This is a genomic window from Pseudomonas sp. UBA5706, from assembly GCF_002419965.1.
In the GTDB taxonomy this organism is placed as follows: Bacteria; Pseudomonadota; Gammaproteobacteria; order Pseudomonadales; family Pseudomonadaceae; genus Aquipseudomonas.
This window is the reverse complement of the sequence record NZ_DIHC01000036.1, coordinates 84,988-99,789: the sequence shown is the minus strand read 5'-3', so window position 1 is coordinate 99,789 and position 14,802 is coordinate 84,988. Positions and strand designations below refer to the sequence as shown.

Genomic DNA, 14,802 nt, shown 5'->3' with positions numbered 1-14,802 from the left:
AACAAGGGGAATAGAGGGGGGAGGCAAGGGCGGTCGAAATTCGGCAGGGTTTCTGGCGGACCGGAATTCCGACTGTAAACGGCAGGCATGCATCCGCCAAGGGCTATTCGTCATGCCGTGAAATAAACTTCGATTTCTGTGAAAACGCTTTTTTATGTCATCGGTTTTGCGGTATTACGACAACAGACCGCCGAACCCTGCAACACAGGTGGCGTCACCCAGACCCCACTTTGCGCAATTCTCTCCTGCCTCAAGGGGAGTATCGGCGGCCTTTTCGTAGCGCAGCATCGCTGTGTGTTGCGTTATCTGGCTTCTACAAAGGTGAGCGAGTATGGATGACCACGGACGCACCCCTTCCTCTAACCAGCCAATCCTCTATGTGCTCGATACCAACGTTCTGATCCACGATCCAAACGCATTGCTCAATTTTGAAGAACACCACGTCGCAATTCCCATGACGGTCCTGGAAGAACTGGACAAGCTCAAGGCAGGCAAGCACTCGGTCGCCGCGGAATGCCGCCAGGCGATTCGGCTGATCGACAAGACACTGGGCGAAGCGACCCCGGAGGAAGTCGAACAAGGTGTACCGATCGATCGCGGTACGGGTGTTTTAAAGGGGTATTTGTCCATCCTGATGAGCAAGCGCGAAGAGCCCAACAGCCTTCTGCCGGAACACCTCAACGACAACATCATCATCAACCAGTTGATCGACCTGCACGCACGCAAGAAGGACGTGCGCATCGTGCTGGTCACCAAAGACATCAATATGCGCCTCAAGGCGCGCGCGTGCGGTATAGAAGCCGAGGACTACAGCACGGACCAGTTGGTCGACGATGTGTCGATGCTGTCGCGTGGATATCACACCATGACGGGCTCCTTCTGGGATCGGGTCAGCAAGGTCGATACCCGACAGGATCACGGTCGCACCTGGCATAAAGTGCAGATGATCGAGCAGATTCCAGCGGTTCACATCAATGAGTTCATCATCGATGAACAAGGCTTCGTCGGTTGGGTCAAGGGCGTCAAGCCCGATGAATTGCTGCTGCTGGACATGCACCAGGAACCGCTGCTGCATCAGGAAGCCTGGGGCCTGAAGCCGCGCGACATTTACCAAGGGCTGGCGCTGTTTGCGCTGCTCGATCCGGATATTCACCTGGTTAACCTGTCCGGCGCAGCAGGCTCGGGCAAGACCATCCTGGCGCTGGCCGCTGCCATCGAGCAAACCATGGTCAGCAAGCGCTATCGCCGCATTATTGCCACCCGTAGCGTGCAAGGGCTCGATCAGGAGATAGGCTTCCTGCCGGGCACGGAGGCTGAGAAGATGGAGCCTTGGCTGGGCGCTATCACCGACAACCTGGAAGCGCTGCACATGGATGATGAGAACACCCATGGCAGTGTTGATTACATCCTCAGCAAGGTGCCGTTGCAGTTCAAATCACTCAACTACATTCGAGGCCGCAGTTTCCAGCAAAGCCTGATCCTGATCGACGAATGCCAGAACCTTACGCCGCACCAGATGAAAACCATCATCACCCGTGCCGGCGCCGGTTCCAAGGTGGTCTGCCTGGGTAACCTGGCGCAAATCGACACCCCTTACCTGTCGGCCACCAGTTCTGGCCTGACCTACCTCACGGAGCGCTTCAAGGATTTCCCCAACGGTGTGCACATCACCCTGCAAGGGGTGCCACGTTCCATCCTGGCCGAATACGCGGAGAGCCATCTTTAAGTAGAAGCATCGAGTCTCAAGCTACAAGCTTCAAGCGATGGTCCGGCGAACGGCTGTAGCTTTTGGCTTGTAGCTTGCCGTTGTAACTCCCTACAATCGCGGCTCCTGTCCAGGAGTCATCCCGTGCTTACTCATCTCGATTCCCAAGGTCGCGCCAACATGGTCGACGTCACTGAAAAAGCCGTGACGTCCCGTGAAGCCGTGGCTGAAGCGCGCGTGCGCATGCTACCCCAGACCCTGCAAATGATCGTCGCCGGTGGCCACCCGAAAGGCGATGTGTTCGCCGTGGCACGTATTGCCGGGATTCAGGCTGCCAAAAAAACCAGCGATTTGATCCCGCTCTGCCATCCGCTGATGCTGACCAGCGTCAAGGTCGAGCTAAGCGCCGAAGGCGATGACACCGTGCACATTGTCGCCCGCTGCAAACTTTCCGGTCAGACCGGGGTGGAAATGGAAGCGCTTACCGCTGCCAGCGTCGCGGCACTGACGATCTATGACATGTGCAAGGCGGTCGACCGTGGCATGGTCATCGAGCACGTGCGGTTGCTGGAGAAGCTCGGCGGCAAAAGCGGGCACTTCGTGGCCGATGAACAAGTGGGGGCGGCATGACTATTCACGTTCAAGTGCAATTTTTCGCCCGTTTTCGCGAGACGTTGGGCACCGAAAGCGAAAACCTGGAGGGTAGCTTCGCCACCGTCGAGGCCGTGCGCCAGCATTTGCTACTGCGCGGTGGCGTGTGGGAGGTGTTGAGCGAGCAAAGCATCATGTGTGCTCGTAACCAGGCCCTATGCTCGCTCGATGAGCCGGTGGAACCCGGTGACGAAGTGGCATTCTTCCCGACCGTTACCGGAGGCTAGGCATGGCCGTTCGTGTGCAGGTCGCAGCGTTCGACCCAGGCGCTGAAGTCAATGCGATGCATGACGCCAATGTCGGGGTCGGTGCAGTGGTGAGCTTTGTCGGTTATGTCCGAGACTTCAATGAGGGCCGGGAGGTCTCGGGAATGTTTCTGGAACACTATCCGGGGATGACCGAAAAAGCGCTGGTCAGGATTGTCGAAGAGGCGCAACAGCGCTGGCCGGTGCTCAAGCTTGAGGTGCTGCATCGAATCGGCCCGCTTGAGCCGGGTGAGCCGATTGTCTTTGTCGGCGTGGCCAGCGCTCATCGTCAGGCGGCATTCGAGGTCTGCGACTTCGTGATGGATTACCTGAAGACCCGAGCGCCTTTCTGGAAGAAGGAAAACACCGCTGAAGGACCACGCTGGGTAGAAGGACGCGACAGCGATCACAAGGCGGCGGATCGCTGGAAATAGGCGTTTGATCCAACAACTGTAGGGGGTCCGGCTGCCGGGCGATAGCATCCATCAAATCGCTACCGCCACCAAGGCGCACTGCTGCAGCAAATCATGCACCGACCTGCGGCATCACTCCCCCGCAGGCTCTACCTTTGGTTGACGCACTACTGCACGCAGCAACTCGGTCGGGGGCATCTCGCAGCTGATCTTGCGGCCCAGCTTCTCCTCGATGGAAGGCAACTGATAGGAGTCGTCTTCACCGGCAAAGCTGATCGACACCCCATCCGCCCCGGCGCGGCCGGTACGGCCAATACGGTGCACGTAGTCGTCCGGTACTTCCGGCAGGGTGAAATTGATCACGTGGCTGATGCCATCGATGTGAATCCCACGCCCGGCAACGTCCGTCGCCACCAGCACCCGAATCTTGCCTTCGCGGAAGCCTTCCAGGGTCTTGATACGCTTGTGCTGCGGGACATCGCCCGACAGCTGCGCAGCGTTGACGCCATCGCGCACCAGACGCTCTTCGATGCGCCGCACTTCGTCCTTGCGATTGGCGAAGACCATCACGCGAGACCAGCCATTGTCGGTGATCAGGTTGAACAGCAACTTGTATTTATCCGCCGCCGCCACGGCATAGATGTGCTGTTCTACATTGTCGCTGGCCACGTTATCGGATTCGATTTCGACGATCGCAGGGTCGGTGGTCCATTGCTTGGCCAGGTTCATCACGTCTTCGGTGAAGGTCGCCGAGAACAGCAGGGTCTGGCGCTCGCCCTTGTGCGGGGTCTGGCGGATGATCGAGCGCACCTGGGGAATGAAACCCATGTCCAGCATGCGGTCGGCTTCGTCCAGCACCATCACCTCGACCATGTCCAGGTGCACTTCGCCGCGCTGATTGAAGTCCAGCAGCCGCCCAGGGGTAGCCACCAGGATGTCGCAGTGACGGGCTTCGAGCTGCTTGAGCTGTTTATCGAAGTCCATGCCGCCGACGAAGGTCATGACGTTGAGGTCGGTGTATTTGGTCAGTGCCGCGGCATCCTTGGCGATCTGCACCACCAACTCACGGGTCGGGGCGATGATCAGTGCGCGGGGTTCGCCCATGTAGCGCTCTTTGGGCGGTGGTGTCTGCGTCAACTGAGTAATGATCGAGATCAGGAATGCAGCCGTCTTGCCGGTGCCTGTCTGCGCCCGACCGATCGCGTCCTTGCCCTTGAGGGTGAAGCCCAGTACGCCGGCCTGAATCGGCGTGCAATACGGGAAACCCAGATCCTGAATGGCATGCATCAGTTCCGGGGCGAGCGGGAAATCATGAAAGCGGGTCTTGCCTTCCTGAGGTTCGACCACGAAGTCATCAACACTCCACGGCACGACGACAGGCTTGGGTGCGCGTTCGCGGCGTGGGCGTTCAGCCTTGGCCCGTGGCGATGCAGTCAGGCTGACGGCCTCTGGTTCTGCGGTTGGCGCGACAGGTGAGAAGGTTTCCCGGTGCGTGTCTTCGGTCGAACTCTTGGGAACAGGGAGAGGAGCAGCTGGCGCGAGCTGCTCAGCCTCGCTTTTACCGAACATTTTTTTAAGTGCTTTGAGCACGGTCATCTCATCGATTGATTAAGGGATGTACGCCGGGCAGTGTAAAGCAAGAACCCGACGCGGCGTAGTGCCATACCAAATCCGCCAGACAAAAGAAACAGGCAAATGCGTTGTTTAACGCAGCCGGTCCCCGAGCCAGACGCCTATGTCGGCGATTTCCTGCGGTAACACTTCATGGCCCATTGGGTACTCCTGCCATGTCGCGGTGACGCCTTGGGCTTTTAGATGCTCGTAGGCGGTCCGGCCCATGGCGTTATGCACGACCTCGTCGTAGATGCCATGCAAGCAACACACCGCAATGCGCTGTTGACTGGCCGACAGGCTCATTTCGTCGCTGAACGTCGGCGCGTAAGTGGAGAGCGCAAGCACCCCGCCCAATGGACCTTGCCAGCGTAGAAAGGCTGTGTGCAGCACGACGGCGCCGCCTTGAGAGAAGCCTGCCAGAAAGATTCGGGCCGGGTCGATGCCACTGTCCCGTTGCTCCTCGATCAGCGACAGCATGCGCTGGGCCGAGTCTTCCAGTTGATCGCGGTCAATGGCCCTGGCCGGGCTCATGGCTTTGATGTCGTACCAGCTAGGCATTTCGTAGCCACCATTAATAGTGACTGGGCGGGTTGGCGCCTGGGGAAGAATGAAGCGGGTGGTGAGCAATGATTGCTGCAGCGCTTCGGCCACGGGCAGGAAGTCGTAACGGTCTGCGCCCAGGCCGTGCAGCCAGATTACGCAGGCGTCGGCTGGTTTTTCGGGCTCGATGATCAGGGGTTCGCTCATGTGCGCTCCGTTTGTGTGCAACGACTCTGGCGCAACGCTTCAGGGCGGTGCGCCTCGATATGCGGATGTGAAAGAAGATGTCGCAAGACTACAAGTTTTGACCTTGACCTGTCGCTAATTCGAGTTTGCCACCATGGTGGTACGGGCTTTGCTACAACTCAGGCGGAGTGAAGACGCTCACCTTGGCGGTAACACTGCCGCGCTCTCAATGACGCGGACCAGTGGTGAGCCGAGGCAGCATGGAGACCATCGACAGGATCTCCGGCACGATTTGCCTTGAGCCTTCGCGGTTCAGGGACATCATGGGGCTTGAATCCATTGGACCGGACAAGCCGATGACAAGGTGGACGAGATGCCAGGTACCGTCTCGGATTCGGTTTCAGCGTCGCATGACCCAAAAAATAGCCAGCACGGGTCATCACCGCCTCACAAGGGTGCGACGGGTTAAGGCTCCCACACAACAAAGAGCAAACTGGAGGTTTGAATGAAGATGTTGAAATCCACCCTGGCTGTAGTAGCCGCCGCTGCAGCGCTCGGTATCACCGGGTTCGCTCAAGCGGGCGCAAAACTGGACGCGATTCAAAAGAAAGGCTTCATCCAGTGTGGCGTGAGCGACGGTTTGCCGGGCTTTTCGGTACCTGATAAGGACGGCACCATCAAAGGTATCGACGCGGACTTCTGCCGTGCTGTCGCAGCCGCCGTTTTTGGTGACGCCAAAAAGGTCAAGTTCAGCCAGTTGAACGCCAAGGAGCGTTTCACCGCGCTGCAATCGGGCGAGATCGACATCCTCTCGCGTAACACCACCTGGACCAGCTCTCGCGACGCGAGCATGGGGCTGGAGTTCCCGGGCTTCGTCACGTACTACGACGGCGTTGGTTTCCTGGCCAATAGCAAGCTAGGCGTGAAGAGCGCCAAGGAACTGGACGGCGCAACCATCTGTATTCAGGCCGGTACGACCACCGAGTTGAACGTGTCCGACTACTTCCGTGCCAACAACCTCAAGTACACCCCGATCACCTTCGACACCTCCGACGAAAGCGCCAAGTCGCTGGAGTCCGGTCGTTGCGACGTGCTGACCTCCGACAAATCGCAGCTCTACGCACAGCGCTCCAAGCTGGCCTCGCCGAAGGACTACGTCGTTCTGCCTGAAACCATCTCCAAAGAGCCCTTGGCGCCTGTGGTTGCCCGCGGTGACGACGAGTGGACCGCCATCGTTCGCTGGGTTGGTTACGCGCTGCTGAACACCGAAGAAGCCGGCATTACTTCGAAAAACGTCGAAACCGAAGCCAAATCCACCAAGAACCCTGACGTAGCGCGTCTATTGGGTGCCGACGGGGACTACGGTCCGCAGCTGAAACTGCCGAAGGACTGGGTCGTCAAGATCGTTGCACAAGTAGGTAACTACGGCGAAATCTTCGAGAAGAACCTGGGTAAAGGCACTCCTCTGGAAATCGACCGTGGTCAGAATGCTCTGTGGACCAACGGCGGCATTCAATACGCACCACCAGTGCGTTGATTGACCTGCGCCCGGCTGCGTGATCCGCAGCCGGGTGCTTCGTTGTATTTCTTCTGGGGCACTCCATGCAAAATCAAATCAGCGCACCCAAGCCGAGGCTAACCCTCAGCGATCCCAAAGTGCGTGCGTGGCTATTTCAGATAATCACGGTTATCGCAGTAGTCGCGATGGGTTGGTATCTGTTCGATAACACTCAAACCAACCTGCAACACCGGGGCATCACTTCAGGTTTCGGCTTCCTTGAAAACAGCGCTGGCTTCGGCATCGCGCAGCACCTGATTCCCTTCAAGGAGTCAGACTCGTATTCGCGTGTTTTCCTCATCGGCTTACTCAACACGCTGCTGGTGACGTTCATCGGCGTGATTCTCGCGACCCTGCTCGGCTTCATCGTCGGCGTGGCGCGTCTGTCCAATAACTGGATCATCAACAAGCTGGCGACGGTTTACGTCGAAGTGTTCCGTAACATTCCGCCACTGCTGCAGATTCTGTTCTGGTATTTCGCCGTGTTCCTGACGTTACCGGGCCCACGGGCTGCGCACGGGTTCATGGGGTCGTTCTTCGTCAGCAGCCGCGGCCTGAACATGCCCGCGGCCCTGACCACCGGCGCCACCTGGCCGTTCGTGATCAGCATCGTGCTGGCCATCGTCGCCATCGTGCTTATGACCAAGTGGGCGAACAAGCGCTTCGAAGCCACGGGTGTTCCATTCCACAAGTTCTGGGCCGGCGTTGCGTTGTTGATCGTGATCCCGGCGCTCTGCGCGCTGATCTTCGGCGCCCCTGTACATTGGGAAATGCCCGAGCTTAAAGGTTTCAACTTCGTCGGCGGTTGGGTATTGATTCCCGAGCTTTTGGCCCTGACCCTGGCATTGACGGTCTACACCGCAGCGTTCATTGCCGAAATCGTGCGTTCGGGCATCAAGTCGGTCAGCCACGGCCAGACCGAAGCGGCGCGCTCGCTGGGCCTGCGTCCGGGGCCAACCTTGCGCAAGGTCATCATCCCGCAAGCCCTGCGGGTGATCATCCCGCCATTGACCAGCCAATACCTGAACCTGGCGAAAAACTCTTCGCTGGCCGCCGGTATCGGTTATCCGGAAATGGTTTCGCTGTTCGCCGGCACCGTACTGAACCAGACCGGGCAGGCCATCGAAGTGATTGCCATCACCATGAGCGTGTACCTGGCGATCAGTATCAGCATTTCGCTGCTGATGAACGGGTACAACAAGCGCATTGCGCTGATCGAGCGGTAAGGAAACGCGCATGACATCCCATACTTTCAAACCCGACATGCCGCCGCCAAGCAAAGTCTTCGGCCCCGTGGCATGGATGCGTGAAAACCTGTTTTCTAGCTGGATCAACACGCTGTTGACCCTGTTCGCGGTCTACCTGATCTGGCTGATCGTTCCGCCGCTGCTGAGCTGGGCGCTGTTCGACGCCAACTGGGTCGGCACCACGCGCGCCGATTGCACGAAGGCAGGGGCCTGCTGGGTGTTCATCGAGCAGCGCTTCGGCCAGTTCATGTACGGCTATTACCCACAGGCATTGCGCTGGAGGGTCGATTTGACCGTGTGCCTGGCGATCGGCGGCGCCGCGCCGCTGTTCATCAAGGCGATGCCACGCAAGGCGGTCTACGGCCTGAGCTTTCTGGTGATCTACCCGATCGTCGCCTTCTTCCTGCTCCATGGCGGGATCTTCGGTTTGACCGAAGTGGCGACCAGCCAGTGGGGCGGTCTGATGCTGACGTTGGTCATCGCAACCGTAGGCATCGCCGGTGCGCTGCCGCTGGGCGTGGTGCTGGCGCTGGGGCGCCGTTCCGACATGCCGGCGATTCGCGTGATCTGCGTAACCTTCATCGAGTTCTGGCGTGGCGTCCCGTTGATCACCGTGCTGTTCATGTCTTCGGTGATGCTGCCGTTGTTCCTGCCCGAGGGCATGAATTTCGACAAACTGCTGCGCGCCCTGATCGGCGTGATCATGTTCCAGTCGGCATATGTGGCCGAGGTGGTCCGTGGCGGCATGCAGGCCATTCCCAAGGGTCAGTATGAAGCAGCTGCGGCCATGGGCCTGGGCTACTGGCGTCGCATGGGTCTGGTGATTCTGCCGCAGGCCCTGAAGCTGGTGATTCCGGGTTTGGTGAACACAGTGATTGCGTTGTTCAAGGACACCAGCCTTGTGATCATCATCGGCCTGTTCGACCTGCTCAACAGCGTCAAACAAGCTGCCGCCGACCCGAATTGGCTCGGCATGGCGACCGAGGGCTACGTGTTCGCAGCCTTGGTGTTCTGGATCTTCTGTTTCGGCATGTCCCGCTACTCCATGCACCTGGAGCGTAAGTTGGACACAGGCCACAAGCGTTAGGAGTGATGTGATGATTGAAGCTGTCAGTAAACCGCTGGGCGCCGAAGGCATGATCCGGATGGAGGGCGTACACAAGTGGTACGGCCAGTTCCACGTGTTGAAAGACATCAACCTGAACGTGCGTCAGGGCGAGCGTATCGTTCTGTGCGGCCCGTCGGGTTCGGGCAAGTCGACCACCATCCGCTGCCTCAACCGCCTGGAAGAACACCAGCAAGGCCGCATCATCGTCGATGGCACCGAGCTGACGTCGGATTTGAAGCAGATCGAAACCATCCGTCGTGAAGTCGGCATGGTGTTCCAGCACTTCAACCTGTTCCCGCACTTGACCATCCTGCAGAACTGCACGCTGGCGCCGATGTGGGTACGCAAGATGCCGAAGAAAAAGGCCGAAGAAATTGCCATGCACTACCTGGAGCGCGTCCGCATTCCAGAGCAGGCGCAGAAATTTCCCGGCCAGCTCTCCGGTGGCCAGCAGCAGCGTGTGGCCATCGCCCGCGCCCTGTGCATGAAGCCGAAAATCATGCTGTTCGACGAGCCGACATCGGCACTGGACCCGGAAATGGTTAAAGAAGTGCTCGACACCATGGTCGGTCTGGCCGAAGAAGGCATGACCATGCTCTGCGTCACCCACGAAATGGGCTTCGCCCGCACCGTGGCCAACCGCGTGATCTTCATGGACAAAGGCGAGATCGTCGAACAAGCCGCACCCAACGACTTCTTCGACAACCCGCAAAGCGACCGCACCAAGCTGTTTCTCAGCCAGATCCTGCATTGAGATAACGGTTGCTGTACCCAAAAGCCCGGGCCTTTGTGCCCGGGTTTTGTTTTTTGAATCGCATTAAGTTTGTTAATTTTACTCAAGATTTTATTGATTTCAGGCCCAACGAGGTTGGTATGTCTTCGGACGCTTCCTACCGAATTGCAGGATGTGTAGTATTTTTTAATTATTAGTGAAGTGGTTAGATTAAATACCGGGTCGTGGTGATCCGGTTTAGAATCTAACAAGAGAGCTTTAAAATGAGTAGTGTGATCACTTTGCCTGCCACTAATATAAATGCGGTTGCTGGGGCTTTTTCAGTTTCATCACTGGGTCTGGCTCCTCCAATGCCCAATCCTGCGACTATAATGGTGGCTCAGCATCGTTGCAGAATGAAGATATAGGGCGATGGATTTTGGCGAGTTATAAATCATATGGAGAAAATGAATAGATATCTTCAGGATGGATGGCGAGTGATGCCGACTGCGGGTTTCCTGTTTGATCTGGAGAAAAATTCCCGTGGCTGACAAATTCATGTGCGTGCACCCCCACGCTCTTTCTACCGAGGCAGTAAGGCAGGCAGTATCCCGCTGGGGTTATGGAAAGAAAATCGCTGACGTTCGAGAGTTATCTGGCGGTGTATTGAGCGCTTTCGCAGCGTATGGGCATTATTTCAAAGGCGGTGGCGAAGAGGTTGTAACGAATATCAATAGACTTGGACTCAGTATCTCGGGAAAAAGCATCCCGGTTTTAGAAAGCGTGTTTGCCGCTGCACACATCGGACGTTCCCCAGTCAATCTGCCCAAGGTACCTTATAGTACGTGGGATAGCTCATGGATTACGGGAACATGGTTAGGGAATATCACCCTTAATGTTCAAGGAGTCGTTCACCAGTATCATGACGGGCGTTTGTCATTCAGTAGAGTCTCCAGTGCGTACAATGATACCTTCGATTTTAATGCCAGCACCCAACGAGCCGCGATCGGAAAAGTAGCCACTCGCGTGGTTAGGGAATTAGTTAAGGTGATGAGACCTCAACCGTATCAAATAGTTATACAGGGCAAGCTGCCTATCTCTATTAACCGATAGGAAAATCTTAGTAGACTGCTGGCGAGGAATAATATGCTGTTGGCTCGTTCAAAAAAAAGTATAGCGAGAGCTGCTTTTAATATGGGGTCGATCATGGTCGGTTTAGTGCTGCTACCCTGGCTGGCGTTTTTTCTCAGTAATCCTGTTGGTATGGACGATGGCTATATCCATTTAATTGTGTTTACGCTTTCGGTTTCGTCCATCTTGGTGCTAATTGTATTTTTGCTCTGCAGTCTTGTCAGTGTGTTGGGCCGATTTTCAGGGTCGACCTGGTGTGCGAAGATATGCGCGGCCTTACTACTGTCCGTGACTTTAGTCATTGTTCTGACAGTGATGCTTATTTTGCTGTACATCGGCACTGATGGATTACCCCTTGTTACAGCCGCAGCCGTTGTTTATGTCTGGCCAGTCGTTGTATTAGGCAAGCGCTTGTTTAGAATTGGCGAGGCGCGCGAATAGGCGTAGATATTATGAGGTCCTGGGTCATTTATTGGCCCATAACCTTTAATCATTCTGATCTTTGTGCGCGACGTTGAGCCTTCGATGAATCCGCGAACGCCCCAAGCTGGTCTTCAGCCAGATTCCGGACCGAGTTAACAGCAACTTTACCCAATGGAGCAGCGGGCCTTGTTCGGGTTTTTGTTTTACAGGCGGCCGTGTCACCCGTGCAGAAGGGCGCTTGATCCGCGATGGCGTTGTTGTCGCGGTGCAGCGCCTATGCTGGCTCAATCGCGAGCAAGCGATCTTAAAATTGATCGCGTCCGCCATGGATGTTAAGACTGTACCCAGTCCTCAGCAAAACTTGTGTTCTTTGCCGTTCTCCAACAGGATTGCACCTTTGCGCAATGCGCTGTTACACATCCTGCCCCCACGAGAATCCCATGACGACCAAGGCCCCGCCGGCGAGTGACACGCTGTCCCGTTCCCCGCAACATCACGAAATCGACGAGTTGCTGATCGACGTAGAGGCTGATGACGAGCAGGTTCAACAGCATCATCCGGTGTTGAAGAGGCCGTGGTTTTTGCTGCTCGGGCTGGTGCTGGTGGCGTTGAACCTGCGTCCGGCACTGTCGAGCATGGCGCCGTTGCTCAGTGAAGTGTCGGCGAGCCTCGGGCTGTCCGCGGCCAGGGCCGGGCTGCTGACAACGCTGCCGGTGCTGTGCCTGGGGCTGTTCGCGCCTTTAGCGCCGGTGCTGGCGCGCCGTTTCGGCAGCGAGCGAGTGGTGCTGGGTATCCTGATGACCCTGACCTGCGGGATCCTGCTGCGCAGTTCGTTTGGTCAGGTGGGCTTGTTCGCGGGCAGTATCATGGCCGGGGCGAGTATCGGCATTATCGGCGTGCTGCTGCCCGGCATCGTCAAACGCGATTTCGCCAAACAGGCGGGCACCATGACCGGTGTCTACACCATGGCGCTGTGTCTGGGCGCGGCCGTGGCCGCAGGCTCGACCGTGCCGCTGAGTCATCACTTTGACGACAGCTGGGCCATTGGCCTGGGGTTCTGGATCGTTCCGGCGCTGCTCGCCGCCGTCTTCTGGTGGCCACAGACGCGTCAAAGTCACGGCCAGCATCAGGTCGCCTATCGAGTGCGCGGTTTGCGCCGTGATCGCCTGGCGTGGCAGGTGACGCTGTACATGGGCCTGCAATCTTCGCTGGCCTACATCGTGTTTGGCTGGTTGCCATCGATCCTCATCGGTCGCGGCCTGACGCCGACCGAGGCAGGGCTGCTGCTGTCGGGCTCGATCATGGTGCAGTTGATCAGCTCACTGGCCACACCATGGCTGGCCACCCGCGGCAAGGATCAGCGTCTGGCGATCGTTCTGGTCATGGTGCTTACCCTGGGAGGCCTGTTCGGTTGTTTGTACGCGCCGGTCAGTCAGCTTTGGGGGTGGGGCATTATGCTGGGCTTGGGGCAGGGCGGGACGTTCAGCCTGGCCCTGACGTTGATCGTGCTGCGCTCACGCGACTCCCATGTCGCTGCCAACCTGTCGAGCATGGCCCAGGGCTTCGGATACACGCTGGCTTCCCTTGGACCGCTTGCGGTAGGTCTGGTGCATGACTGGACCGCAAGCTGGGCCCCGGTAGGCTGGATCTTTGGCGTCATCGGCATCGCCGCCATCGTTGCCGGCATGGGCGCTGGACGTGCACTTTATGTGGATGTCAGCAGCGAAAAGGTCTGAGTTGGGGCATCTGCCCTCAGGCACTCGGTGCAAAAGGCGCGCTGCTGGGTTGGACACCTTTTGTACAGGGCGCCATTCGTGCCCAGGCGCAGAAGGGCTTGAAGGCTTTTCAGGCAGGCCGTTGACCTCTGCTAGAATCGCCGCTCCCACGCGTTTAAACCCCGATGCCCTATGAATGACACCGCCCGTTCCGCCACTGCAGCCTTTGAAGACGTCACGCCAAAGCCTTGGTTCGTGTATCTGGTGCGCGCGGCGAACGGCGCTTTGTACTGCGGCATCAGCGATGATCCACACAAGCGCTTCGCCAAGCATCAGAGCGGCAAGGGTGCGCGATTCTTCCATTCCAGTCCGGCGGTAGCGCTGGTGTATACCGAGGCCCTGGAAAGCAAGGGGGCGGCGCTGCGTCAGGAGTTGGCGATCAAAAAGCTTAGCAAGGCAGCCAAGGAACTGCTGGTCACGGCCCAGCGATAGCCTGGTCTTCTGCGTGGAACGAGAACGGCTGCTGTGCCTGATAGTCGAGGCGAACGATAGGCACCGTATTGCCATTGGCGGCGAGTTTTCTTTGGAAATTTCGCGCCGCCTCCAACCCTTCCTCGCGTGAGGGCGCGTAAAGAAACACCGCCGGGATGTCGTCTTTCAGGGCGTAACCGTCATCTACGGTGGCCATGATCAGTTCATTCCAGATGAAGTCCAGTGACGGGTAAAGCGGGGCGATGGCAAGGGCGTTATTCCAGCCTGCCTGGCTGTCCACGTTCCATGAGCACTGACTGTGGGTGTCGCCTGCCTGTAGGTCGCCGGTGTACTCGACCCACTCTGCGACCGTTCTGATTCCGATGTCCTCACAAGACCCCCAGGCATAGGCGGCATTACGGTGGGGGACGTCCGGTTGCGGATAAACGGCTTGCGTGGTGGGCTTGCTGCCCTGGCGGCCACAGCCGTTGTGGCGCATGTTGCCGCTTGTCGACGCATCGAACGGGTAGAAGCAGATCAATCCTGCGTCATAGCCAGGCAGGCCGTATCGTTCTCCCTCTTTGGCGGTGCGCAAGATGAAGCCCGAAGGACTGAGCATCATGCTCGGGTGCATGTCCTTGCGAATCCATGAAAAGGCAGCGCCACCCTGAGCAATCGCACCGGGACTGAAGGTCCACGGAAGATAATCACCATCGGACGTTGCCCTGATCAACAACCCGCTGCAGTAGTAGTGGCCACGGGGCAGCAGCGTGCCGATTTCCCGGCAGTCATTCTGATCATCGTTATAAAGCCGATTAAGGGAGGCCACGACCTCATCGGTCGACTGCACACGGTGAGCGGCCTGGGGAGTTGCTACAACGTCCAGGTTATGTGAAGGCTTGGACTGGGTTAACGCGCAGCCGTATAACAAGACACAAAGCGCCAGACTGGTGCAAATCATCTTCATGATGTGATCGCTCCTTCCATTGATAAACCAAGCGTAGCCGGCCCCGCTACCACACGAGCGTTGCCGCGATAACGTCTTGCGATAAGCCCACCCGACTTTATCGCGGGCCTCTGAAT

The 14,802-nt window shown here is 57.7% G+C and carries 14 protein-coding genes and 2 pseudogenes; 13 read left to right on the top strand and 3 right to left on the bottom strand.

The genetic code is table 11. The features are described 5' to 3' along the window. Positions 1-331: 331 nt before the first annotated feature. From B3I26_RS17450 to moaE, 4 genes are all read left to right on the top strand, one after another. Complete coding sequence (locus B3I26_RS17450; protein WP_296259424.1) at positions 332-1,726, top strand: PhoH family protein; 1,395 nt, start codon at positions 332-334, stop codon at positions 1,724-1,726. Positions 1,727-1,849: 123 nt separating this feature from the next. Continuing rightward, complete coding sequence (moaC, locus tag B3I26_RS17445) at positions 1,850-2,335, top strand: cyclic pyranopterin monophosphate synthase MoaC (protein ID WP_296259422.1); 486 nt, start codon at positions 1,850-1,852, stop codon at positions 2,333-2,335. Next, complete coding sequence (locus B3I26_RS17440) at positions 2,332-2,583, top strand: MoaD/ThiS family protein (RefSeq protein ID WP_409521951.1); 252 nt, start codon at positions 2,332-2,334, stop codon at positions 2,581-2,583. The genes moaC and B3I26_RS17440 overlap by 4 nt, the downstream gene beginning before the upstream one ends. 2 nt (positions 2,584-2,585) lie before the next feature. Further along, on the top strand, positions 2,586-3,035 hold the full coding sequence (gene moaE / locus B3I26_RS17435; protein WP_296259421.1) for a molybdopterin synthase catalytic subunit MoaE: 450 nt from the start codon (positions 2,586-2,588) through the stop codon (positions 3,033-3,035). Between the two features lie 111 nt (positions 3,036-3,146). Here moaE and rhlB read toward each other — a convergent pair. Next, a pseudogene (gene rhlB / locus B3I26_RS17430) lies at positions 3,147-4,430 on the bottom strand (ATP-dependent RNA helicase RhlB); the annotation flags it as partial. A gap of 288 nt (positions 4,431-4,718) precedes the next feature. Continuing rightward, positions 4,719-5,375 (bottom strand): alpha/beta hydrolase, encoded by a 657-nt coding sequence (locus tag B3I26_RS17425; protein WP_296259418.1) that lies wholly within the window; start codon positions 5,373-5,375, stop codon positions 4,719-4,721. A 484-nt stretch (positions 5,376-5,859) separates the two neighbouring features. Here B3I26_RS17425 and B3I26_RS17420 point away from each other — a divergent pair, with 484 nt between their 5' ends. The 9 genes and pseudogenes from B3I26_RS17420 to B3I26_RS17380 all read left to right on the top strand — a co-directional run bounded on the left by B3I26_RS17420 (position 5,860) and on the right by B3I26_RS17380 (position 13,740). Next, entirely contained in the window at positions 5,860-6,891 is a 1,032-nt protein-coding gene (locus B3I26_RS17420; protein WP_296259416.1) for an amino acid ABC transporter substrate-binding protein, read from the top strand. Between the two features lie 65 nt (positions 6,892-6,956). After that, entirely contained in the window at positions 6,957-8,138 is a 1,182-nt protein-coding gene (locus B3I26_RS17415; protein ID WP_296259415.1) for an amino acid ABC transporter permease, read from the top strand. Positions 8,139-8,148: 10 nt separating this feature from the next. Further along, the gene (locus B3I26_RS17410; RefSeq protein ID WP_296259414.1) at positions 8,149-9,246 is read left to right on the top strand and encodes an amino acid ABC transporter permease; all 1,098 of its coding nucleotides are present in this window, start codon (positions 8,149-8,151) and stop codon (positions 9,244-9,246) included. A gap of 10 nt (positions 9,247-9,256) precedes the next feature. Further along, complete coding sequence (locus B3I26_RS17405) at positions 9,257-10,021, top strand: amino acid ABC transporter ATP-binding protein (RefSeq protein ID WP_296259413.1); 765 nt, start codon at positions 9,257-9,259, stop codon at positions 10,019-10,021. 501 nt (positions 10,022-10,522) lie between these two features. Continuing rightward, positions 10,523-11,092 carry a lipid II-degrading bacteriocin gene (locus B3I26_RS17400; protein WP_296259412.1) on the top strand — a complete coding sequence of 190 codons (570 nt, stop codon included), beginning with the start codon at positions 10,523-10,525 and terminating at the stop codon, positions 11,090-11,092. A gap of 33 nt (positions 11,093-11,125) precedes the next feature. After that, entirely contained in the window at positions 11,126-11,551 is a 426-nt protein-coding gene (locus tag B3I26_RS17395; RefSeq protein ID WP_296259411.1) for a hypothetical protein, read from the top strand. A gap of 422 nt (positions 11,552-11,973) precedes the next feature. Next, positions 11,974-13,269, top strand: coding sequence for a CynX/NimT family MFS transporter (locus B3I26_RS17390; RefSeq protein ID WP_296259410.1), 1,296 nt, complete (start codon positions 11,974-11,976; stop codon positions 13,267-13,269). A gap of 2 nt (positions 13,270-13,271) precedes the next feature. Then, positions 13,272-13,394 (top strand): annotated as a pseudogene (locus B3I26_RS17385) (DUF4440 domain-containing protein); the annotation flags it as partial. A 46-nt stretch (positions 13,395-13,440) separates the two neighbouring features. Further along, positions 13,441-13,740, top strand: a complete 300-nt coding sequence (locus B3I26_RS17380; RefSeq protein WP_296259409.1) for a GIY-YIG nuclease family protein — start codon at positions 13,441-13,443, stop codon at positions 13,738-13,740. On the opposite strand, the gene B3I26_RS17375 is transcribed toward B3I26_RS17380, so the two are convergent. Continuing rightward, positions 13,724-14,686 carry a hypothetical protein gene (locus B3I26_RS17375; protein ID WP_296259407.1) on the bottom strand — a complete coding sequence of 321 codons (963 nt, stop codon included), beginning with the start codon at positions 14,684-14,686 and terminating at the stop codon, positions 13,724-13,726. The two genes, B3I26_RS17380 and B3I26_RS17375, sit on opposite strands and share 17 nt — an antisense overlap. Positions 14,687-14,802: the final 116 nt, after the last annotated feature.